21 protein-coding genes are annotated in these 22,022 nt (G+C 64.2%); 9 read left to right on the forward strand and 12 right to left on the reverse strand.

The genetic code is table 11. The annotated features are described in order from the left end of the window. Positions 1–30: 30 nt before the first annotated feature. Complete coding sequence (locus I6F17_RS27750) at positions 31–561, reverse strand: methylated-DNA--[protein]-cysteine S-methyltransferase (protein ID WP_225126191.1); 531 nt, start codon at positions 559–561, stop codon at positions 31–33. 92 nt (positions 562–653) lie between these two features. Here I6F17_RS27750 and I6F17_RS27755 point away from each other — a divergent pair, with 92 nt between their 5' ends. Both I6F17_RS27755 and I6F17_RS27760 read left to right on the forward strand, forming a co-directional pair. Beyond that, positions 654–1,016 (forward strand): DUF1304 domain-containing protein, encoded by a 363-nt coding sequence (locus I6F17_RS27755; protein ID WP_225126190.1) that lies wholly within the window; start codon positions 654–656, stop codon positions 1,014–1,016. A gap of 134 nt (positions 1,017–1,150) precedes the next feature. Beyond that, positions 1,151–2,374: an ABC transporter substrate-binding protein gene (locus tag I6F17_RS27760; protein ID WP_128266129.1), complete on the forward strand. Its 1,224-nt coding sequence runs from the start codon at positions 1,151–1,153 to the stop codon at positions 2,372–2,374. Between the two features lie 167 nt (positions 2,375–2,541). Here I6F17_RS27760 and I6F17_RS27765 read toward each other — a convergent pair whose 3' ends face one another. Continuing rightward, positions 2,542–2,967 (reverse strand): DUF1330 domain-containing protein, encoded by a 426-nt coding sequence (locus I6F17_RS27765; RefSeq protein ID WP_225126189.1) that lies wholly within the window; start codon positions 2,965–2,967, stop codon positions 2,542–2,544. 170 nt (positions 2,968–3,137) lie between these two features. Between I6F17_RS27765 and I6F17_RS27770 the strand changes: the two genes are divergently transcribed. Then, entirely contained in the window at positions 3,138–5,348 is a 2,211-nt protein-coding gene (locus I6F17_RS27770; protein ID WP_225126188.1) for a penicillin-binding protein 1A, read from the forward strand. A gap of 323 nt (positions 5,349–5,671) precedes the next feature. Here the strand turns inward: I6F17_RS27770 and I6F17_RS27775 are convergent, their stop codons facing one another. The 4 genes from I6F17_RS27775 to I6F17_RS27790 all read right to left on the reverse strand — a co-directional run bounded on the left by I6F17_RS27775 (position 5,672) and on the right by I6F17_RS27790 (position 10,033). Beyond that, positions 5,672–6,511 carry a SprT family zinc-dependent metalloprotease gene (locus I6F17_RS27775; RefSeq protein WP_225126187.1) on the reverse strand — a complete coding sequence of 280 codons (840 nt, stop codon included), beginning with the start codon at positions 6,509–6,511 and terminating at the stop codon, positions 5,672–5,674. Positions 6,512–6,728: 217 nt separating this feature from the next. Then, on the reverse strand, positions 6,729–8,057 hold the full coding sequence (gene phaZ / locus I6F17_RS27780) for a polyhydroxyalkanoate depolymerase (RefSeq protein ID WP_025033269.1): 1,329 nt from the start codon (positions 8,055–8,057) through the stop codon (positions 6,729–6,731). 121 nt (positions 8,058–8,178) lie between these two features. After that, a complete protein-coding gene (locus tag I6F17_RS27785; protein WP_225126186.1) occupies positions 8,179–8,997 on the reverse strand; it encodes an ABC transporter permease in 819 nt (272 codons plus the stop codon). A 232-nt stretch (positions 8,998–9,229) separates the two neighbouring features. Continuing rightward, complete coding sequence (locus I6F17_RS27790) at positions 9,230–10,033, reverse strand: ABC transporter ATP-binding protein (protein WP_036038565.1); 804 nt, start codon at positions 10,031–10,033, stop codon at positions 9,230–9,232. 119 nt (positions 10,034–10,152) lie between these two features. Between I6F17_RS27790 and I6F17_RS27795 the strand changes: the two genes are divergently transcribed. Together I6F17_RS27795 and I6F17_RS27800 are read left to right on the forward strand one after the other, a co-directional pair. Continuing rightward, complete coding sequence (locus tag I6F17_RS27795) at positions 10,153–11,475, forward strand: ActS/PrrB/RegB family redox-sensitive histidine kinase (RefSeq protein ID WP_109142077.1); 1,323 nt, start codon at positions 10,153–10,155, stop codon at positions 11,473–11,475. A 102-nt stretch (positions 11,476–11,577) separates the two neighbouring features. Then, positions 11,578–12,132, forward strand: a complete 555-nt coding sequence (locus I6F17_RS27800) for an ActR/PrrA/RegA family redox response regulator transcription factor (protein ID WP_036002403.1) — start codon at positions 11,578–11,580, stop codon at positions 12,130–12,132. Positions 12,133–12,340: 208 nt separating this feature from the next. Here I6F17_RS27800 and I6F17_RS27805 read toward each other — a convergent pair whose 3' ends face one another. Both I6F17_RS27805 and I6F17_RS27810 read right to left on the reverse strand, forming a co-directional pair. Then, positions 12,341–12,829: an MmcB family DNA repair protein gene (locus tag I6F17_RS27805; protein WP_036038582.1), complete on the reverse strand. Its 489-nt coding sequence runs from the start codon at positions 12,827–12,829 to the stop codon at positions 12,341–12,343. A 201-nt stretch (positions 12,830–13,030) separates the two neighbouring features. Next, entirely contained in the window at positions 13,031–14,629 is a 1,599-nt protein-coding gene (locus I6F17_RS27810) for an alpha-amylase family glycosyl hydrolase (protein WP_225126185.1), read from the reverse strand. Between the two features lie 161 nt (positions 14,630–14,790). Here I6F17_RS27810 and I6F17_RS27815 point away from each other — a divergent pair, with 161 nt between their 5' ends. Continuing rightward, on the forward strand, positions 14,791–15,483 hold the full coding sequence (locus I6F17_RS27815; protein WP_036023992.1) for an MBL fold metallo-hydrolase: 693 nt from the start codon (positions 14,791–14,793) through the stop codon (positions 15,481–15,483). A 2-nt stretch (positions 15,484–15,485) separates the two neighbouring features. On the opposite strand, the gene I6F17_RS27820 is transcribed toward I6F17_RS27815, so the two are convergent. Then, positions 15,486–15,854, reverse strand: coding sequence for a helix-turn-helix domain-containing protein (locus I6F17_RS27820; protein WP_036038584.1), 369 nt, complete (start codon positions 15,852–15,854; stop codon positions 15,486–15,488). A gap of 195 nt (positions 15,855–16,049) precedes the next feature. Here I6F17_RS27820 and I6F17_RS27825 point away from each other — a divergent pair, with 195 nt between their 5' ends. Continuing rightward, complete coding sequence (locus I6F17_RS27825) at positions 16,050–16,352, forward strand: hypothetical protein (RefSeq protein WP_225126184.1); 303 nt, start codon at positions 16,050–16,052, stop codon at positions 16,350–16,352. A 196-nt stretch (positions 16,353–16,548) separates the two neighbouring features. Here I6F17_RS27825 and I6F17_RS27830 read toward each other — a convergent pair whose 3' ends face one another. Both I6F17_RS27830 and I6F17_RS27835 read right to left on the reverse strand, forming a co-directional pair. Further along, on the reverse strand, positions 16,549–17,748 hold the full coding sequence (locus I6F17_RS27830) for a PHB depolymerase family esterase (protein ID WP_225126182.1): 1,200 nt from the start codon (positions 17,746–17,748) through the stop codon (positions 16,549–16,551). A 23-nt stretch (positions 17,749–17,771) separates the two neighbouring features. Next, complete coding sequence (locus I6F17_RS27835; RefSeq protein ID WP_225126180.1) at positions 17,772–18,116, reverse strand: hypothetical protein; 345 nt, start codon at positions 18,114–18,116, stop codon at positions 17,772–17,774. A 102-nt stretch (positions 18,117–18,218) separates the two neighbouring features. Between I6F17_RS27835 and I6F17_RS27840 the strand changes: the two genes are divergently transcribed. Beyond that, positions 18,219–19,454 carry an LLM class flavin-dependent oxidoreductase gene (locus I6F17_RS27840; protein ID WP_225126178.1) on the forward strand — a complete coding sequence of 412 codons (1,236 nt, stop codon included), beginning with the start codon at positions 18,219–18,221 and terminating at the stop codon, positions 19,452–19,454. Positions 19,455–19,590: 136 nt separating this feature from the next. Then, positions 19,591–20,967 carry a cytochrome P450 gene (locus I6F17_RS27845; protein ID WP_225126176.1) on the forward strand — a complete coding sequence of 459 codons (1,377 nt, stop codon included), beginning with the start codon at positions 19,591–19,593 and terminating at the stop codon, positions 20,965–20,967. Positions 20,968–21,073: 106 nt separating this feature from the next. Here I6F17_RS27845 and I6F17_RS27850 read toward each other — a convergent pair whose 3' ends face one another. Further along, complete coding sequence (locus tag I6F17_RS27850) at positions 21,074–21,913, reverse strand: SDR family oxidoreductase (protein ID WP_225126174.1); 840 nt, start codon at positions 21,911–21,913, stop codon at positions 21,074–21,076. Positions 21,914–22,022: the final 109 nt, after the last annotated feature.

Below are 22,022 nucleotides of genomic sequence, written 5' to 3' on the forward strand. Positions count from 1 at the left end.
CGCGCGCCCCGGAATGACGAATTGAAAGACCTAAACCTCCACCCCCTCGTGCCGCAGCAGCCAACGCTTCCGCTCGAGGCCACCACCATACTTCACCAGCGAACCGTCCGCTCCGATCAGGCGATGGCACGGGAGCACCACGCTGATCGGATTTGAGCCGTTGGCGTGGCCGACGGCTCGTATCGCCCTGGGCATGTCGATCTTCGCGGCGAGCGCGCGGTAACTCATCGTGGTGCCGGCGGGGATCTGCGCGAGCGCGGTCCAGACTTTTTGCTGGAACGGCGTGCCGGCGATACGCCATGCGATGCTCTGGAGCTGACCGAGATCACCTTCGAAATAGCGCGACAGTGCGGTCCGCATGTCCGACGGCGCAGGCTGATCACGCAGATCCACCGCGCGATAGTGCAGGCGCAGCAGATCGCGCATGCGGTGCTCATAGTCTTCCCAGTCGAGCGCGCGCAACACGCCATCGGCGTCGGTGACGAGCAGCGCAATCCCGATCGGCGTCGCCAGGTGGTCGAGACCGAAGCGTTCAGGCACCTTGGTTGATCGAGCGGACATTGCGGCACCAGCAATCGAAACACATCGATCGCACTTGCCACGGCGGCCGTGCTAACGTCCACCCGAAAGCTGATGCTTTGGGGGAGCTCACCTTGATCCTGATCGCCAATATCCTGGTGGCGCTGGTCGCGGCGCTGCACGTCTTCTTCCTCGTCCTGGAGATGTTTCTCTGGGACAAGCCGCTGGGTCTGAAGGTGTTTCGGAATTCGCCCGAGAAGGCCGAGATCACCAGGGTGCTGGCCGCCAATCAGGGCCTCTATAACGGCTTCCTCGCTGCCGGCCTGGTCTGGAGCCTGTTCCACGGCAATCCGGCCTTCGCGTTCCAGATCAAGGTGTTCTTCCTGCTCTGCGTGATCGTGGCCGGCGCCTATGGCGCTGCGACCGTCAGCACGCGGATTCTGATCGTGCAGGCGCTGCCGGCGGCAATCGCGCTGATTGCGATGTTTCTCGCCTGAGACGCTACGGCGCGGCGCCGCGATCCTTGCGCTGCGGCGAAGCTTCCTCCACAATCTTCGGCAGCGATGGCGACCGTTGCAATCAACGGAGAAAGACCATCGACCTAAAATTCCGTCAGGAGGAACTAACCAACATGAACAATCGCAGAGCCTTCCTAGCTGCCACGGCGGCGTTCGCCGTCGCAGTCTCGACCAGCCAGGCCCTCGCCCAGAAGAAATACGACACCGGCGCAAGCGACACCGAGATCAAGATCGGACAGACCGTGCCGTTCTCCGGCGCCTATTCGGTCTACGCCAATATCGGCAAGACCCAGGCCGCATATTTCAAGATGATCAACGATCAGGGCGGCATCAACGGCCGCAAGATCAATCTGATCCAATATGACGATGCCTATTCGCCGCCGAAGACCGTCGAGCAGGTGCGCAAGCTGGTCGAGGGCGACGAGGTCCTGTTCACCTTTCAGCTGATCGGCACAGCGGCGAACGCCGCCGTGCAGAAGTACCTCAACGGCAAGAAGGTACCTCAGCTGCTGGCCTCGACCGGCGCCGCGCGCTTCAACGATCCGCAGAACTATCCTTGGACCATCGCTTACAATCCCAACTATGTGTCCGAGGGGCGGATCTACGCAAAATACATTCTCGCCAATCACCCCAACGCCAAGATCGGCGTGCTCTACCAGAACGACGACATGGGCCGCGACTATCTTGCCGGCCTCAAGAGCGGCCTCGGCGACAAGGCCAACATGATCGTCGGCGAGGTGTCGTATGAGGTGACCGACCCCACCGTCGACTCGCAGGTGGTGAAGCTGAAGTCGATGGGCGTCGACCTGTTCTATAACGCCTCGACGCCGAAATTCGCGGCGCAGGCGATCAAGAAGCTTGCCGATCTCGGCTGGACGCCGGTGCACATCCTCGACATCAATGCGAGCCCGATTTCGGCGACGCTGAAGCCGGCAGGCCTCGACATCTCCAAGGGCATCATCTCGACCAATTACGGCAAGGAGCCGAGCGACCCGCAGTGGAAGGACGATCCCGGCGTGAAGGCTTTCTTCGCTTTCATGGACAAGTATTTCCCGGAAGGTGACAAGCTCAACACCATCAACACCTACGCCTATTCGGTCGCCGAGCTCTTGGTGCAGGTCTTGAAGCAATGCGGCGACGATCTGACGCGTGCGAACATCATGAAGCAGGCCGCCAATATCAAGGGCTACACGCCGAGCCTGGCGCTGCCCGGCATCAAGATCAACACCGGGCCGAACGACTACCGCGTCAACAAGCAGATGCAGATGATGAAGTTCAACGGCGAGCGCTGGGAGCTGTTCGGACCGATCATTGAGGACACCGGCCCGTCGGGCTAGAACGCATCTGCCTCTGCGACGTCATGCCCGGGCTTGTCCCGCCTGCGCGGCCGGAGCCGCTTCGGCGAGGCGAAGGCCCGGGCATCCACGTTCTTGGGGCGTCAAGGAAGCCGTGGAGGCCGGGTCAAGCCCGGCCATGACGATCGAGAGAGCCTCCTACTTGGCGTTCAGGTCCGTATCTCTCCAAAGTTCTTCCCGACCGGCAGCACGGCGTGCCGGATCAGCCGCGAATCCTCCACCGCCGCCTGGCGGTGCTTCACCGCCTCGCGATAGACGGGGTCGCGGATCATCTCGACGAAGGCGGCGACGCTCGGATATTCGGCGATGAAGCAATGGTCCCAGCGTTCCTCCTGCGGGCCGATCAGCATCAACTCGAATTTGCCCTGCCAGACGATGCGGCCGCCGAGCCGTTCGAACACCGGGCCGCTTTCGCGGCCATAGGCCGCATAGGCTTCCGCGCCGCTGGCCTTGCGGCCGTCGGGATAGGCCGCCTCTTTGCGCAGGCGCACCAGGTTGAGCATGTGGATCGGGCCCGGCCGATCGTTCTCCCGGAATTGCGCGAAGATCTCCTTGGTCGGATCGATATGGCCCATGGCGCTCCCTCTTCTTATTGATACGAGCGATCCTAGCCTTGCGGCCCCGGAAGCGGAACTGCGGCCGGCGAATGCCGCATCTCCTAATCGTGCGTTAACGCCGGGGTAACCCGGCCTTAAACAGCGACCGCTAGCGTCTCGGCGGGGCGGGCTGACCGGGCGTTTTGCGTATGGCGTGGGGAAAGAAAAAGGGTGCGCGGAAGGAGCCGCTGTTCGGCTTGCCCGCGGCGCTCGCCGATCTGCGGCTCACCCCGGCAGACCGCGTTCCCGGCGGCGACGACAAGCCGAAGAAATCCGCGAAACCATCCGCCAAGCGCAAGAACGAGGATGCCGGCGACGAGCCGCCGCGCGAGCGCAAGGCGCCAGCCGGCCGCAGCGGCGCCAAGCGTCGAGCGAAGTCGCGTGGCGGGTTCGGTCTCGGCCGCCTGGTCTATTGGGGCGCGGTGCTGAGCCTGTGGGGCGTCATCGCGGTGATCGGCGTCGTGATCTATGTCGGCGCGCATCTGCCGCCGATCCAGTCGCTGGAGATCCCGAAGCGCCCGCCAACGATCCAGATCGTCGGCATCGACGGCAGCATTCTGGCCCAGCGCGGCGAGATGGCCGGCGCCAATGTCGCGCTGAAGGATCTGCCGCCGTATTTGCCCAGGGCGTTCATCGCGATCGAGGATCGCCGCTTCTATTCGCATTTCGGCATCGATCCGGTCGGCATCCTGCGCGCCCTCGTCACCAATTTGCTCCATCGCGGCGTGTCGCAGGGCGGCTCGACCTTGACGCAGCAGCTCGCGAAAAATCTGTTCCTGACCCAGGAGCGCACTATCCGGCGCAAGCTGCAGGAGGTGGAGCTCGCGATCTGGCTGGAGCGCAAGCATTCCAAGGATGAGATCCTGGAGCTTTACCTCAACCGGGTCTATTTCGGCTCGGGCGCCTACGGCGTCGAGGCGGCGGCGCAGAAATATTTCGGCAAGTCGGCGAAGGCCGTGACGGTCGCGGAAGCCGCGATGCTGGCCGGCCTCGTCAAGTCGCCGTCCCGCCTTGCCCCGAACCGCAACCCGGAAGGCGCCGAAGCGCGGGCCCAGATCGTGCTCGCGGCGATGGCGGATGCGAAGTTCATCACCGACGCGCAGGCCAAGGCCTCGATCGGCCATCCCTCCTACAACGTGAAGCCGGCCGGCGCCGGCACGGTGAACTACGTCGCCGACTGGATCGGCGAGGTGCTGGACGATCTGGTCGGGCAGATCGACGAGAGCATCAAGGTCGAGACCACGATCGATCCGAAGCTGCAGAGCGTCGCCGAAGCCGCCATCATCGACGAGCTCGCGGCCAAGAGCGTGAAGTTCAACGTCAGCCAGGGCGCGCTGGTCGCGATGACGCCCGACGGCGCCGTGCGCGCCATGGTGGGCGGGCGGAACTATTCCGACAGCCAGTACAATCGCGCGGTCACGGCCAAGCGCCAGCCGGGCTCCTCGTTCAAGCCGTTCGTGTATCTCACCGCGCTCGAGCAGGGGCTGACGCCCGACACCATGCGCCAGGACGCGCCGATCGAGGTCAAGGGCTGGCGTCCTGAGAACTACACCCATGAATATTTCGGCGTGGTGACGCTGACGCAGGCGCTGGCAATGTCGCTCAACACGGTGGCCATCCGTCTCGGCCTCGAGGTCGGGCCGAAGAACGTGGTGCGCACCGCGCATCGGCTCGGCATCTCCTCCAAGCTCGAGCCCAACGCCTCGATTGCGCTCGGCACCTCCGAAGTCTCTATGGTCGAGCTGGTCGGCGCCTATGCGCCGTTCGCCAATGGCGGCCTCGCGGTGGCGCCGCATGTGGTCACGCGGATCAGGACGCTCGGCGGCAAGCTGCTCTACATGCGCCAGCCCGAAGAGCGCAATCAGGTCGTCGACCCCCGCTATGTCGGCATGATGAACGCGATGATGCGGGAGACGCTTGTTTCGGGCACTGCCAAGAAGGCGGAGATCCCGGGCTGGCCGGCGGCGGGCAAGACCGGCACCAGCCAGGATTACCGCGACGCCTGGTTCATCGGCTACACCGCGAGCCTCGTCACCGGCGTCTGGCTCGGCAATGACGACAACTCGCCGACCAAGAAGGCGACTGGCGGCGGCCTGCCGGTCGAAGTCTGGTCGCGCTTCATGAAGGCCGCGCACGAGGGCGTGCCGGTGGCGGCCTTGCCGAGCTCACCCGGCGGCTGGGGCCTGTCGAACCTCGCGCAGGCGGCCTCGCAGGTATCGCCGCCGACGCCCGCGGCACCGCCACAACCGAACGCCGGCGGCTATCGCCCGCCGCCTCCGACGCGCGCCAATGTGCGCCCCGAGGCGGCAGCCGGGCTCGATGGCTGGCTGATGGACCGGCTGTTCGGCGGGAATCGCTAGGCCTTGCGAAGGGCCTCCAAACAAAACTGCGAAAACAACCCCATGCACAGTAGAATGCGACGTCCGGCGAGACGCACGCTGGATGCTGCGAAGCGGTTGATGCGCCAGGATTAATCAGGCAAGCGGCGCAATCGTCGCGAAGTGTGGCGAGAATGGAGCGGTGATGCCTGCCCACCCTCTCCTGTCATTCCCCGCGAAGGCGGGGAATCCAGTACTCCGCGGCATCGAGATTCATAACGGCTGCTGCGGCGTACTGGATCGCCCGCCTTCGCGGGCGATGACAGCGTTTGCTGGGCTGGCAGCGCGGCCTGATCTGCGAGGAACTAATCCTCGACGCCATACCGGTGCAGATCATTCCCGTACGTGTCGAGCCACTTCTTGGCGCGCTCCATCGACGGGCAGACCTTGCCGCAGACGCGCCAGAAGCGCGGCGAGTGGTTCATCTCGACGAGATGGGCGACTTCGTGCGCGGCGAGGTAGTCGAGCACGAAGGGCGGGGCGAGGATCAGCCGCCAGGAGAACGACAGCGAGCCAGCCGAGGTGCAGGAGCCCCAGCGGCTGGACTGATCGCGGATCGACAGGCGCTTGACCCTGACCCCAAGCTCGGCGGCATAGGCTTCGGCCGAACGCTGCAGATCCTTGCGCGCCTCGCGCTTGAGGAAGTCGCTGACGCGGCGGTCGACATGCTCGAGGCCTCCGGCGACGCAGAGAATGCGCTCGCCGCTGTCACGCACCTCGGTCCACACCGTGCCGCGGGTGCCGGCGCGATGAACGATGCGATGCGGCGTCCCGCGCAGCGGTATCACCGTGCCCGGCTGGAACGGTGCGGCCTTCGGCAAGCGGCCGAGGCGCGCTGCGATCCACGCACCGTGACGCTGTGCGAAGTCCTTGGCCTCCGCAAGCGTGCCGCGCGGCGGCATGGTGAGGATGGCTTCGCGGTCGCTCGGATGGATTCTGAGCGTGTAACGGCGCGCGCGGCGGTGCCGGCGCAGCCGAATCGCAAAAAATTGCGATCCGTGGGTGATGACGAGGGTCTTCGGTTCGTGGGGCCTACGATAAAGGAGTGCGCGGGTGGCCATGTCTGTCAGTCCGGGGGGCAGGAGGGCGCCCGGATTCTGCCATAACCGCCGCCATGGGAAGCGCTCGGCGCAAAAACAAATCATTTGCCCAATATACAGCGGTCAGGCGTCCGGGAGACCCTACAGACTGGGGTTGGAACCGGCTTTTTTCGCCCCCGCTGGACGCATGCAACACCCCCAAGGGGTGAGGGCAGACTCACTCCTATAAAGCTACCTAAATACCGCGAATCTGGCGTGGAGTTGCGCCCGCCGGAGGCCGCGACAGGGGCCGAAATTTCGACGGGAAAGCCGAAATTCGAGGTTATTCAGCCGCAAGCGCCTGCAACGAAGCAGGATTCGCAGCCGAAACCATGAAGTCGTGAATCCGTGGCACGATCTCCGATTTGAAACGCGATCCATTGAACACGCCGTAATGTCCGACGCCCTTCTGGACGTAATGAACGCGGCGATGATCGGGAATCGCGCTGCACAATGTGTGCGTCGCCTCGGTCTGACCGAGACCGGAGATGTCGTCGTTCTCGCCTTCGACCGTCATCAACGCGACGCGCTTGACCTTGGAAGGATCGACGCGGGTTCCGCGATGGGTCATCTCGCCCTTCGGCAACGAGTGCTTCACGAACACGGTGTCGACGGTCTGCAGGTAATACTCGGCCGACAGATCCATCACCGCGAGATATTCGTCGTAGAAGTCGCGATGCTTGTCGGCGAGATCGCCGTCGCCCTTCACCAGATGGGCAAACAGCTGCTTGTGGGCATCCATGTGCCGGTCGAGATTCATGCTGATGAAGCCGTTGAGCTGCAAGAATCCCGGATAGACGTCGCGCATCATGCCCGGATGCGGGAACGGCACTTTGGTGATGACGTGGTTGCGGAACCAGTCGATGCCGCGCTCCTGGGCGAGATTGTTCACCGCGGTCGGATTGCGGCGGGTGTCGATCGGGCCGCCCATCAGCGTCATCGACGTCGGCACGAACGGATCGCGCCGCGCTTCCATGATCGAGACCGCCGCGACGACGGGCACGGAGGGCTGGCACACCGCCATCACGTGGGTGTTGCCGCCGAGCACATGCAGCATCTCGATGACATAGTCGATGTAATCGTCGAGATCGAAGCGGCCTTCGCTCAAGGGCACCATGCGGGCATCGGCCCAGTCGGTGATGTAGACCTCATGCGCCGGCAGGAAGGCTTCGACCGTGCCGCGCAGCAGCGTCGCATAATGGCCGGACATCGGCGCCACGATCAGCACGCGCGGCTGCGGGCTGCGCAGCGGACGAGCGAACTTGCGGTCGAAGTAGAGCAGCTTGCAGAACGGCTTTTCCCAGACCGAGCGGATCTCGACGGGGACGCGGATGCCGTTGACCTCGGTGTCGTTGAGACCCCATTCCGGCTTGCCGTAGCGGCGCGTGGTGCGCTCAAACAATTCGCAGGCCGCGGCGACCGACTTGCCGACCTCGGTGCGCGACCAGGGATTGAGGGGATTCTGAAACAGCAGCTTGGTCGCGTCGGTGACCGCACGCGCCGGATTGAGAGAGGCGTGCGCCATCTCGTACATCCAGTACATCGGCGTCGTCAGGACCGGACTGCCTTCTGCCGCCAGGGGCGGTGCGCCGCCGAACTCACCAATAGGCATCGTCATATTCCTCTTCGCATCGCAGCATACTGCCGAATGCGTAATATTGCGTCAATGCATGGTTCCGTACATCTACGTGCCAAAAACCGCCAAATCAGCGTGAATCCACGGGAAAGTGACTTTATTCACCGCTCGACAGCAGCGAGCCGTGCCGCTTTGCGCTGCGCAAAAGGGCAAGGAATGCCCCAAAAGATGCAACCAAAAGGACGGCGTTGATGAGCAACGCCTCCATCATCAGATCGCTCCTAAAGGTCTGCTCGATCAGCAGCGCGCGCATGCCCTCGAAGGCATAGGTCGGCGGCAACGCCCAGGCGACGTATTGCAGCCAGACCGGCAACACGCTGACGGGATAGTAGACGCAGGCGAGCGGCAGGATTGCGAACATCAAGGTCCAGACGATGCTCTCGGCGCCGAGGCCGTTACGCACCACGAGGCCCGAGACGAAGATGCCGACCGACCAGCTCGTGAAGATCAGATTGCAGAAGAACGCGATCAGGGGCAGGCCGAGGGCATAGATGTTGAAGTGAAACAGGAACAGCGCGAGCAGGGTCATCGGAATGATGCCGATCGCAAGCCGGATCAGGCTCATGACCATGAGCGCCAACAGAAACTCGATCGGCCTCAAGGGGCTCATCATGAGATTGCCGAGGTTGCGCGCCCACATCTCCTCCAGGAACGAGATGGAGAAGCCGAGCTGGCCGCGGAACAGGATGTCCCAGAGGATGACGGCGCCGATCAGCGTGCCGCCGGCGCGCGCGAAGAAATTGGCGTTCTCGGCGATGTAATACTGGAGAAAGCCCCAGGTGATGACCTGCAGCGCCGGCCAATAGAGCAGCTCGAGCAGCCGCGGCCAGGACGACAGCAGCAGATACCAATAGCGCAGGATCATCGCGCCGATGCGGTGGAGCGAGATGCCGCGGTGGAGGGAGAGCTCGGTCATGGGGGCAGCCCATAGCTCGGATGAAAAGTGTCATCCCGGGACGCGACATGTTCGCGGGCTATGATGCGCAATTGCGCATCTGAGGATCCATAACCACAGGATTGAATTTGGCGAAGACTCGGAGTTACCAGTCTCGCCTCACAGCTGCCGCCTGTGGTTATGGATTCCGGGCTCGCGCTCCGCGCGCCCCGGAATGACGTCGCTCCATTGAAGTTACGATTACAGCTCTCCCTCACCGCACCGCCTCCTTCGCGCCGTTTGCCCTGCCGCGGGCGACGTCGAGAAACACCTCCTCCAGCGTGGTGCGGTTGTAGCGGGCCATGATCGCCGCGGGGGTATCGTCGTCCTCGATGCGGCCGCGCTTCATGATGATGACGCGGTCGCAGAGCCGCTCGACCTCGAGCATGTTGTGCGAGGCGAGGAGAATGGTGGCGTTGTTGTCCCGGCGATACCGCTCCAGATGCGCCCGCACCCAGTCGGCGGTATCGGGGTCGAGCGAGGCGGTCGGCTCGTCCAGGAGCAGCAGCTCGGGCTGATTGATCAGCGCCTTCGCCAGCGCAACGCGGGTCTTCTGCCCGGCGGAGAGCTTGCCGTTGGCGCGGTCGATGAAATCGCCGAGGTCGAGGTCGGCGGCGAGCCTGGCAATGCGGTCAGCGAGGTTCTTCACCGCATAGAGCTTGCCGAACACGGTGAGGTTCTGCCGCACCGTGAGCCGCATCGGCATGTCGACATAGGGGCTTTCGAAATTCATCCGCCCCAGCACGGACGCACTCTCGTCCGGCATCTCGTGACCGAGCACCTGCACGCGGCCGGAGGTCGGCAGCACCAAGCCCATGATCATCGCGATGGTCGTGGTCTTGCCGGCGCCGTTGCCGCCGAGCAGCCCGGTGATGCTGCCGCGCGGCAGCGAAAAGGAGATGTCGTCGACGGCGCGGGTCTGCTTGTAGACCTTGACGAGGTGATCGACCGCAATTGCCGCGGACGAATCTCGATCCGCGACAGTGGGCCGACTTGAAGCCTTGCCATTCTCGGTCATGCTGGCCGTTCTTCTGCTATTGCATCGGCGAGCGCAAGGCTCGATGTAAGGGCTCCTCACCGGGCGGTTCCGTCAGCCCGGCGTCCGTGACCTTGGAAGGCGCCGCCACATTGGCCGATATGACCAAAATTGCCGATTCCGACTTCCATCACGCGCAGCGGCATATCCGGCTGGACACGATCCTGCGGCTGCGCTGGCTGGCGGTGCTGGGGCAGCTCGCCGCGATCTTCATCGTGGCCCAGGGGCTGGAGTTCAACGTCGAGATCATTCCCTGCGTCAGCATCATCGCGCTCTCGGCGGCGCTCAACCTCGCACTCCAGACCGCAGCCAATCCGATGCAGCGGCTGGAGCCGATGCAGGCGGCCGGCCTGCTTGCGCTGAACATCGTCGAGCTGGCCGGCCTGTTGTTCTTCACCGGCGGACTGCAGAACCCGTTCTCGTTCCTGTTCCTCGCGCCAGTGCTGATCTCGGCCACGGCGCTGCCGGCCCGTTTCACCTTCGGCCTTGGCCTGCTCGCGGTGGCCTGCGCGTCGGTGCTGTTCTTCTTCCATTTTCCGCTGCCGTGGGATTCCGAGGATCCCCTGGTGCTGCCGCCGGTCTATCTCGTCGGGGTCTGGCTTTCGATTGCGCTCGCGATCGGCGTCACCAGCCTCTACTCGTTCCAGGTGACCGAGGAGGCGCGCAAGCTTGCGGACGCGCTGGCCGCAACCGAACTGGTGCTGACGCGCGAGCAGCACCTGACCCAGCTCGACGGCCTTGCAGCCGCGGCCGCACACGAGCTCGGCACGCCGCTCGCGACGATCTTCCTGATCTCGCGCGAGCTGGAAAAGACGGTGAAGGAGCCAAGCATCGCCGCCGACCTGAAGACCTTGCGCGAGCAGACCCAGCGCTGCCGCGACATCCTCAGCAAGATCACCCAGCTTTCCCCCACCGGCGCGCCGTTCGACCACATGAAGCTGTCGGAGCTGATCGAGGAGGTGGTGGCGCCGCATCGCGATTTCGGCGTCGAGATCAAGGTGCGGATCGCGGTGGCCGCGGCGGCGGAGCCGGTCGGCTCGCGCAATCCCGCAATCCTCTACGGCATCGGCAACATCGTCGAGAATGCGGTCGATTTCGCCCGCACCACCGTCGAGGTGAACGCCTGGTGGAACCAGGACCATATCGAGCTCGTGATCTCCGACGACGGACCGGGCATTCCACCCGATATCCTCAACCGGATCGGCGAGCCCTATCTGTCGCGGCGACGCCCCCAGGATGATGGTGGCGGCGAACGGCGCGGCCTCGGCCTCGGCGTCTTCATCGCGCGCACCTTGCTGGAGCGCACCGGCGCGAAGGTCTCGTTTACCAACCGAATCTTTCCGGACCATGGTGCGGTGGTTCAGATCACATGGCCGAGACAGCGTTTTGAGGCTATCGAGACGCTCGAAGAAACAATAGGATAGCCGCGACCTTGCGTCGCACAATGGGGCGGGTCGACCATTTGCCGCCTTGGCACCGCGCGATTGCGACGCCATATGTCGATGCGCTGGAGAGAGGAAACAACCTTGAACGCCATTGCCGACCTGAACGAACAGACCGACCGCTCGCTGCTCATCGTTGAAGACGACAAGCCGTTTCTGGAGCGTTTGTCACGGGCCATGGAGAGCCGCGGCTTTTCGGTGACATCATGCGACACGGTCTCGGACGGGCTTGCGCAGATCGGCAAATCGGCGCCGGCGTTCGCGGTGGTGGATCTGCGGCTCGGCGACGGCAACGGCCTCGACGTGGTCTCGGCGCTCAAGAAGAAGCGGCCGGATGCGCGCGCGATCGTGCTGACCGGCTACGGCAACATCGCCACTGCGGTGACCGCGGTGAAGATGGGCGCGATCGATTATCTCTCCAAGCCCGCGGATGCCGACGACGTCGTCGCCGCACTGCTGTCGACCAACACGGACAAATCCGAGCTGCCGGCCAACCCGATGTCGGCCGACCGCGTCCGCTGGGAGCACATCCAACGCATCTACGAGATGTGCAACCGCAACGTCTCGGAAACGGCGCGCCGGCTCAACATGCACCGGCGTACCTTGCAGCGGATCCTGGCGAAGCGCGCGCCGAGGTAGCGGTCTCGTAGGGTGGGCAAAGGCGCGAAGCGCCGTGCCCCACGTTCTCTATTTCGATCCTGATTAATTTTAATTGGTGGGCACGCTTCGCTTTGCCCACCCTACGACACTGCGTAGCCCGGATGGAGCGCAGCGTAATCCGGGATTGGCGCGACGGGCTGCAATTGTCCCGGATTGCGCTGCGCTCCATCCGGGCTACGAAGTCAGCCTACTCCCAGAAATCCGCATGACCCTGCGGATCGACCAGGCGGTTGATCCGCAAGGCCGCCGCCATGGCGAACCGCACCGTCATCTGCTTGCGGGTGGCGGCGGCGAGCTTGTGCTCGGGCGCCTCGCAATGCAGGTGCGCGCCGTATGCGTCGGCGACGATCAGGCCAGTGTCACCGGGGAAGATCTCGCACGGCAGATCCTGCGTGAAGGCGAAGAACAGCCGGTCGCAATGGGCGCGGTATTCGTGCCATTTCTGATCGGCGCGCAGATCCTCGACCGACGACTTGATCTCGACGATCCAGATCTCGCCGCGCTCGTTCAGCGCGACGAGATCGGCACGCCGGCCTGACGGCAGCGGCAATTCGCTGATGCAGGAGAAGCCGAGCGAGCGGAGCAGACGCGCGGTGCCGCGCGCGATCGCCAGCGCCGTCTCCGACTGGCGACGATCCGGCGGCGGCACGAGTGTGATGCGGGCGGTGTTGTCCATGGCAGGAGAATAGCCGATTCCGTTCTGCACGTCATTCCGGGGCGCGCGCAGCGCGAGCCCGGAATCCATAACCACAGGGAGGCGTGTGGGGCAAAACGGGCGACTCCGAATCGTCGCAAAACTGCGTCCTGTGGTTATGGGTCCTCAGATGCGCAATTGCGCATCATAGCTCGCGGCTTCGTCGCGCCCCGGGACGACAGTTTACGGCGCCGCCACCACCACGCCCTCGTTGCCGCGCAGGTCCAGCACGCCTTCGATCTCCTCACCTTCGCGATCCAGGAACGTCGACAGCAAGATGCTGCTGCCGAAACGGATCGCGCTGGTGGTCACCGCGACCGGATCGGAGCCGAGATTGAGCGCGACGATCACGGCCTTGCCGCCGGCCGCGCGGCGATAGATCAGCAGATCGCCTTGCGCGGCGATCGGATGATAATCGCCCGTGACCAGCGGAGGGCAGCTCTTCCGCAAGCCGATCAGGCGCTTGTAGAGGCTGAGGATCGAACGCGGATCGGCTTCGAGATTGGCGACATTCTCGCGGATGTGGTCCTCCGGCAGCGGCAGCCACGGCCTTGCTTGCGAAAAACCTGCGAAGTTCGAGGAATCCCATTGCATCGGCGTGCGGCAGCCGTCGCGGCCGACACCGATGCCGGGGACGTTCTTCTCGAAGGGATCGCGCACGTCCTCCGGCGCGACCGCGAGCTGGTGCATGCCGATCTCGTCGCCGTAGTAAAGCGTCGGCGTGCCGCGCAGCGTCAGCAGCAGCATCGCCGCGACGCGGGCCTGCTCGGGCCCGACGCGGCTCGCGACGCGCGGACGATCGTGATTGCCGAGCACCCAGTTGGGCCAGGCGCCGCGCGGCAATGCCTTTTCGTAATCCTCGATGATCTTTTCGATCGAGCGGGCGCTCCAGAAGGTCGAGAGCAGCGCGAAGTTGAACGGCATCTGCGCGCCGGTGAGATCGTTGCCGTAATAGGCCATGAGCCGGTGCAGCGGCAGATAGATTTCGCCGATCAAGACGCGCGCGCCATAGGAATCGGTGACGCGCCGCATCTCGGCGATAACGTCGTGCACCTCCGGCTGGTCGGTGGAATATTGCGTGAGGATTTGTTCGTTCGGCGGACGGCCCTCGACGTAGTGCGGGTTGGCCGGGTTGTCGCGGAATTCGGCGTCCTTGATCAGGTGCCAGATCACGTCGACGCGAAAGCCGTCGACGCCCTTGTCGAGCCAGAACCGCATCACGTCGTAGATCGCGGCGCGGACATCCGGATTACGCCAGTTGAGATCCGGCTGCTGGGCGAGGAAGGCGTGGTAGTAATATTGCCCCGTGGCCTCGTCGAAAGCCCACGCGCTGCCGCCGAACTCGGACAACCAATTGTTCGGAACGCCGCCGCCTGGCGCCGGATCGCGCCAGATGTACCAGTCGCGCTTGGGATTGTCGCGCGATGACCGGCTCAGGGCGAACCAGGGATGCTGGTCGGAGGTGTGGTTCGGCACGAGGTCGAGGATCAGCTTCAGGCCGTTGTCGTGGGCGGCTGCGAGCAACGCGTCGAAATCCGCCATCGTGCCGAACAGCGGCTCGATGCCGACATAGTCCGAGATGTCGTAGCCGAAATCGGCCATCGGCGAGGGAAAGATCGGCGACAGCCAGATCGCATCGACGCCGAGCGATTTGACGTAAGGCAGCCTCTTGAGGATGCCGGCGAGATCGCCGACGCCGTCACCGTCCGAGTCCTGAAACGAGCGCGGATAGATCTGATAGAAGATGCCGTCGCGCCACCAATTCTCGTTGTCGTGAGCCATGCCAAAGACCACCCAAATCTGACGCCTTGCGCGGGAGAACGCGACAGCAACGCCCCGGTTCAAATTGGCAAGCCAATTGGGACGGCCGTGTGACGGTTGTTCCCCGGTGCGGGGACGAATCTTTTGCTTGGCGGCTCGGCAAAAATCGGCATTGTGAGGCCATGACCGAGCAAAACGACAGCCAAGAATCCCGGCAAGAATCCCGGCAAGCCAAGGCGGGCGCGATCATCGTTCCCGTGACGCTGTTCGAGCAGAACTGCACCATCATCTGGGACGAGCCTTCCAAGAAGGCCGTGGTGATCGATCCCGGCGGCGACGTGCCGAAGATCCTGGATGCGATCAAGCAGACCGGCGTCACCGTGGAGAAGATCTGGCTGACCCACGGTCATATCGACCATGTCGGCGGCGCGGCCGAGCTGCGCGATGCGCTCACGGTGCCGATCGAGGGACCGCATGTCGCGGACAAGTTCCTGCTCGACAACGTCGTGGCGAGCGGCGCGCGCTTCGGCATGACCGGAGGACGCGACTTCACGCCGGACCGCTGGCTCGACGAAGGCGACAGCGTGTCGATCGGCGGCTTGCAGTTCGACATCCTGCATTGTCCGGGTCATTCGCCCGGCAGCGTGGTGTTCTTCAACAAGGATCTGCGGTTTGCCCATGTCGGCGACGTCCTGTTCGCCGGCTCGGTCGGACGCACCGACCTGCCCGGCGGCAGTCACGCCACGCTGATCAGTTCGATCAAGACGAAATTGCTGCCGCTCGGCGACGATGTCGGCTTCATCTGCGGCCACGGCGCCGGCTCGAGCATCGGCCAGGAACGGATGACCAATCCGTTCATCACCGGCGAGATGTAGGCTTATTCAGCGGCGTCCGCGAGTGCCGTCGCCTCACCGAGATTGCGCTCGCCCCACTCGCGGATTGCGGCAACGACGGGGACGAAGCTCTTGCCCTTGCGCGTCAGGCGGTACTCGACCTTCGGCGGCACCTCGCCGAAATCCTTGCGGTCGATCAGGCCGCTCATCGTCAACGCCTTCAATTCGCGGCTGAGCACGCGCGGGGTGATCTCGGCGCTGCCTGAAGCGCCGCGCAGCAAGCCGCTTCTGATCTCGCCGTAGCGGCGCGGGCCGTCCTTGAGATCCCAGACGATGCGCAGCTTGTATTTGCCGCTGATCATCTTCTGAAACGCCGCAACCGGACAGGTGCGCGCGGGAGACGTCTTCGCCATGTCGTTTCCTCCATGTGGAAGATTCTTGTTTTGACGCGTTTTCTTTACGCGAACCGGTATCCACTTCGCTCGAAAACGCTATGCGATGAGGATAGGAGCAACGACGAAAAAGTCCATACTATCAATTTTGTCCATACTTGCGGGATCGTATCGAGCGCGCAGATGATGACGCACAAGACGAACAGGGAGCGTCACATGAAGCACTTCATGATCAGATACGAGTTCAAGAACGGCACGACGGAGGAATGGCACCGCGAGATCGGCCGCTTCATCGCGGCGATCGACGCCGATGCGGAGCTGAAGGGGAGGATCGGTTATCGTTGCCTGAAGCATCGCGACGACGGCAGCTATCTCCACTTCGCCAGCGTCGCCGACGATGCTGCGCAGAAAACGCTACAATCACGGGACTTCTTCAAGCACTACCAGGAGGTGACGCGGAAGGTCGCGGGCGGCGAGATCAGCGTGACGCCGGTCGAGGTGATCGATCAGACGGGGTAGCTTTTCGCGGAGCTGAATTGAAGCCGCCGCTACAACTTCGCTGTCATCCCGGACAAGCGCAAGCGCAGATCCGGGATCCATAACCACAGGGAGATGTGGTTACGGGGGCTCGGAGTCACCTCTCCGTGCCCAACTTTGTCCTGTGGCTATGGGTCCCGGATCGGCGCGCGCTTGAGGCGCGGGGACGACAGCGGGGCTACTTCATCAGCCCCGCAGCCGTGAGCGCGCGCGTGATGATCTGGCCGAGGTCGAAGCCGCGCGCCTTCTCGCCCTGCGGCTCGGCAGGCTCCGCGGCGACGAGGGTGCGGATCGAGCGGGCGAGATGCGGCGCGGGCGAGAGCGCCGGCTTCGCAGTAGGCTTCGTGGCGGACTTGGCGACGGGCTTGGCTTCCGCCTTCGTCGTCGCGGCGTCCGCAATCCAACCGGTGAGGCCGAAGAACTTTGCGATGTGGTAGGACGAGGAGATGCCGGCCTCGATCAGGAAGGCGCCTTCGATGCCGTAGCGCTGATCGTTGTCGGCGAGCCCCAGCGGCGTGCCGTGCGCCATGTCGGTGATGGCATAGGACTCGACCAGCGTCTCGCCGTCCTTGTCCCACCAGGCCTGGCGCGGATAGCCGTCGACATTGGTCTCGGCCATTGGCAGTTCGGGCAGGCCGTGCAGGTCGAGCCATTGCTTGACAATCTCGTTGGCATTGCCGGGATTGACGGTGCGGTCGGCGCTGCCGTGCCACACCGAGACCCTCGGCCAGGGGCCGCGATGATCGGAGGCGCTGCGCACGAGATCGCCGAGCTCGCGCGCAGGACGCGCCGGAGAATGAAACATGCCATCGAGCGCCTCGCGCAAGTTCGAGGCAATGCCGTAAGGCAGCCCGGCAATGATCGCGCCGGCCGCGAAGACTTCCGGATAGGTCGCGAGCATCACCGAGGTCATGCCGCCGCCGGCCGACAGGCCGGTGATGAAGACGCGCCTGGGATCGATTCGATGCGTCTTCACCATGTGCGCGATCATCGCGCGGATCGAACCCGGCTCGCCGCTGTTCCGCGCGGTGTCCTCCGGATTGAACCAGTTGAAGCAGGTGTTGGCATTGTTGATGCGCTGCTGCTCGGGCATCAACAGGGCAAAGCCGTAGTGTTGCGCGAGCGTCGACCAGCCCGCGCCGAGATCGTAGGCGGCCGCGGTCTGTCCGCAGCCATGCAGCACGACGACGAGCGCGCGCGGCCGCTGCAATTGCGCCGGCACGAACGCGAACATGCGCAAGGCGCCGGGATTGTCGCCGAAGCCAGTGACCTCCTGCAGCGGGCTGAGTCCATCTGCACCGCGGCCGGGCTCGGCGAAGCGCAGTCCGTCCAGCCGGGGCAGACGTCTCAACAGATCGATGTTTCTGGCTAACGACACGGCAAGTTCCTGGTGGGCGACGTTCAACGTCCAGCCCAACCAGATAGTTGCTGCGGCGCAAAATAAAAAGACCGTGCGCTGTCAATCTCGCGAAATTCGCCGGAAATCCGCAAGAATCCGCACGTATTAACCGCAACGTCGCAATCTCGTGCCGATGCGCGGCGCATCCGCGCCGGAAATGCGGCGCCGATCATGACGAATGTCACAAATGACACGAGCGAGGCGAGGAATTCTGCGCGCGCTGATTGTGAGGCTTCGCGGAGGTGTCGAACGCGAATGAAGGGACCCGCCCAATCGCGCTGCGTGTCGTTGGCGTGATGAAGCGCGAAGCGGGCGAGGACTACAACGTCTCGCTTGCCACCGCGCATGCCTGCATTCCACCGCGCGGGACATCGCGTGATTGCGTTCGTGCCGTCAGGCACGTAGCCTGACACGACCAACAAACAGAAAATTCAGCCGGAGAGACCGCCATGGCGCGCCTGAAGTTCGGAGCCTTTCTTGCCCCGCATCACCCGATCGGGGAGCATCCGATGCTGCAGTTCCGGCGCGATCTCGATCTGGTCGAGCAGCTGGATGCGCTCGGCTATGACGAGTTCTGGTGCGGCGAGCATCATTCCTCGGGCTGGGAGATGATCGCCTCGCCCGAGATGTTCCTGGCCGCGGCCGGCGAGCGCACCAAGCGGATCAAGCTCGGCACCGGCGTGGTGTCGCTGCCCTATCACCATCCCTTCAACGTCGCCCAGCGCATGGTGCAGCTCGACCATATGACCGGCGGCCGCGCCATTTTTGGCTCCGGACCGGGCGCGCTCGCCTCCGACGCGCACACGCTCGGCATCGATCCGATGACGCAGCGCGACCGCCAGGACGAGGCGATCGGCATCATCCGCCGCCTTTTCAACGGCGAGCGCGTCACCGCCAAAAGCGACTGGTTCACGATGAACGACGCCGCGCTGCAGATCCTGCCCCTGCAGGACGAGATGCCGTTCGTGGTGGCTTCGCAGATCTCGCCCTCCGGCATGACGCTCGCCGGCAAATACGGCATCGGCATCATCTCGCTGGGCTCGATGACGACGCAGGGCCTGATGTCGCTGCAGCAGCAATGGCAGTTCGCCGAGGATGCCGCCAAGAAGCACGGAACCACGGTGCGTCGCGCCGACTGGCGCGTGCTCTTGACCTGGCACATCGCGGAAACGCGTGAACAAGCCCGCCGCGAGGCCGGCGCCGGGCTGATGCGCTGGCACAACGAATATAATGTCGGCACGCTGCAGCGGCCGGGCCTCACCGCGTTCTCCTCGCCCGACGAGGCCGTCGACAAGACCGCCTTCGTCGAGGGCGCGGCGTCCACGATCGGCACGCCCGACGATCTCGTCAAGACCATCAAGAACGTGATGCAAGTCTCCGGCGGAGTCGGCGCCATCATCGGCTTCGTGCACGACTGGGCCAATCCGGAAAACACCCGCCGGAGCTGGGACATGGTGGCGCGCTACGTTGTGCCGGAGATCAACGGCTATATCGATGGGCTGCGCAGGTCGCAAAAATTCGTGATCGAGAACCGCGCGATCTTCGAGCGCGCGGGTCAGGCCGTGATGGCCAAGATCATGGAGAATGAGAAGGCCGCCGAGGCGCTGAAAGTGACCGGCCCCGGCCGCGTCGCCATCCCCGCCGTCAACGCGCCGGATCTGCAGAAGGAAGCGGCGAAGCGTTAGGGCGCGAAATCCCTCGTTGTCCCGGCCTCGACCGGGACAATGATGGTTGTGTGACGATTTTGTGCGCAAGACGACCGCAGCTCATCGCGGCCGGATCGTGCTATGTTTGCGGGGCCAGCCAACCGGAGCAATCGTCATGTCGATGCAGAATGTGGCCGCCCCTGCGCTTCCGTTCACTCCGCCCAGGCGCAACGAGCTGACCCACATTCCCGGTGACGAAGGCTGGCCGATCATCGGCAAGACCTTTCAGGTGCTCGCCGACCCCAAGGGCCATATCGAGGCGAGCGGCGCCAAATACGGCCTGGTCTACCGCACGCATTTTTTCGGCGAGACCAATGTCGTGCTGCTCGGGCCCGAGGCCAACGAGCTCGTGCTGTTCGACCAGCAGAAGCTGTTCTCCTCGACCCATGGCTGGGACAAGGTGCTGGGGCTGTTGTTTCCGCGCGGATTGATGCTGCTCGATTTCGAGGAGCATCGCCTGCATCGCAAGGCGCTCTCGGTCGCGTTCAAGTCCGGACCGATGAAGTCCTATCTCGGCGACCTCGACCGCGGCATTTCCGCGCGCGTCGCGCAGTGGAAGGCAAAGCCCGGCGAGATGCAGCTTTATCCGGCGATGAAACAGCTTACGCTGGATCTCGCCGCGGCCTCCTTCCTCGGCGCCGATATCGGGCCCGAGGTCGACGAGATCAACCGCGCCTTCATCGACATGGTGGCCGCCGCCGTCACCCCGATCCGCCGCCCCCTGCCCGGCACCCAGATGGCGCGGGGGGTGAAGGGACGCAAGCGCATCATCGCCTATTTCCGCGAGCAGATTCCGCTGCGGCGCGGCAATCACGGCGGCGACGATCTGTTCTCGCAGCTCTGCCGCGCCACCCATGAGAACGGCGCGCTGCTGTCGGACCAGGACATCATCGACCATATGAGCTTCCTGATGATGGCCGCGCACGACACGCTGACCTCGTCGCTGACCTCCTTCATCGGCGAGCTCGCCGCCAATCCGGACTGGCAGGACCGGCTGCGCGCGGAGGTGCTCGCGCTCGGCCTCGCCTCCGGCGCGCCGACCAGCTTCGACGATCTCGAGAAGATGCCGCTGACCGAGATGGCGTTCAAGGAAGCGCTGCGGCTCAAGCCGCCGGTGCCGTCGATGCCGCGCCGCGCGATGCGCGATTTCAGCTTCAAGGGTTTTGCGATCCCCGCCGGCACGGCGATCGGCATCAACCCGCTCTATACCCACCACATGAAGGAGATCTGGCCGGAGCCGGACCGCTTCGATCCCCTGCGCTTCACCGAGGACGCACAGCGTGGCCGTCACCGTTTCGCCTTCGTGCCGTTCGGCGGCGGCGCGCATATGTGCCTCGGTCTGCACTTCGCCTACATGCAGGCGAAATGCTTCGCGCGGCACTTCCTGGAGAATATCGAGGTGTCGCTCGCGCCAGGCTACAAGCCGGACTGGCAGATGTGGCCGATCCCGAAGCCGCGTGACGGGCTGCGGGTGAAGGTGAAGGGAATCTAACGACAAATACCGTCATTCCGGGGCGATGCGCAGCATCGAACCCGGAATCTCGAGATTCCGGGTTCGCACTTCGTGCGCCCCCGGAATGACAGCACATAGTCCTCCGCTACGCCCCCTGATCGAACGCCTTGCGCAGCGCCACGTAGCCCTGCTGCTGCTGGCTCCAGTTGCGGCCGCCGGTCATGGCGCCGTCGACGACGAGGTCGTGGCCGTTGATGAAGCTGGATTCGTCGCTGGCCAGGAACACTGCGGCCTGGGCGATATCTTCAGGAAGACCCGCGCGGGGGATCGGCTGCGCGGTCTTGTAGACTTCGCGCATCACCGCCGGCGTCTTCTCGGCGGCATCGGTCGAGAGCCCCAGCGCCTTGCCGAAGATGCCGGTCGCGATCGCGCCGGGCGAGATCGAGTTGACGCGAACGTTGGATTCGCCGAGCTCCATCGCCACGCATTTGGTGAGATGGATCACCGCCGCCTTGGCCGCGCCATAGACCATCGACGACGAGAAGCCGGCGAGGCGGCCGGCAATGCTGCCATTGTTGATGATGCTGCCGCCGCCCTGCTTCTTCATGTAGGGCGCGGCGTGCTTCATGCCGAGCATGACGCTGCGCACCAGCGTCGCCATCGCCGCATCGAAACGCTCGACCTCGAGCCCTTCGATGCCGCCGGTCTGTGCCGGCCCGCCGGCATTGTTGAACAGGCAATCGATCCTGCCGAACTTGTCGACCGCGAGCGCGATCAGCGCCTGCATCTGCGCTTCGACGGTGACGTCGGTCTGACGGAAGATGCAGCTTTCCCCGAGCTGCTTCGCCAGCGCCTCGCCTTCCGGTACGCGCCGGCCTGCGATCACAATTTTGGCACCTTCGGCAACGAAGACTTCCGCAGTGCGCAATCCGATGCCGCTCGTCGCCCCCGTGATCACCGCAACCTTGCCGTCCAGCCTGCCCATGGAATGTTCCTGTTTTCGAGTGATTTGATGCCAAATGGCGAGTGCCGGCCGCCGCCGTCGCCGCAGCGGTCACTATTCCTGCCCGCTTCCGACAAGGCAAGCTATGCTT

The sequence above is a fragment of the Bradyrhizobium sp. NBAIM18 genome (assembly GCF_020193825.1).
GTDB lineage: Bacteria > Pseudomonadota > Alphaproteobacteria > Rhizobiales > Xanthobacteraceae > Bradyrhizobium > Bradyrhizobium yuanmingense.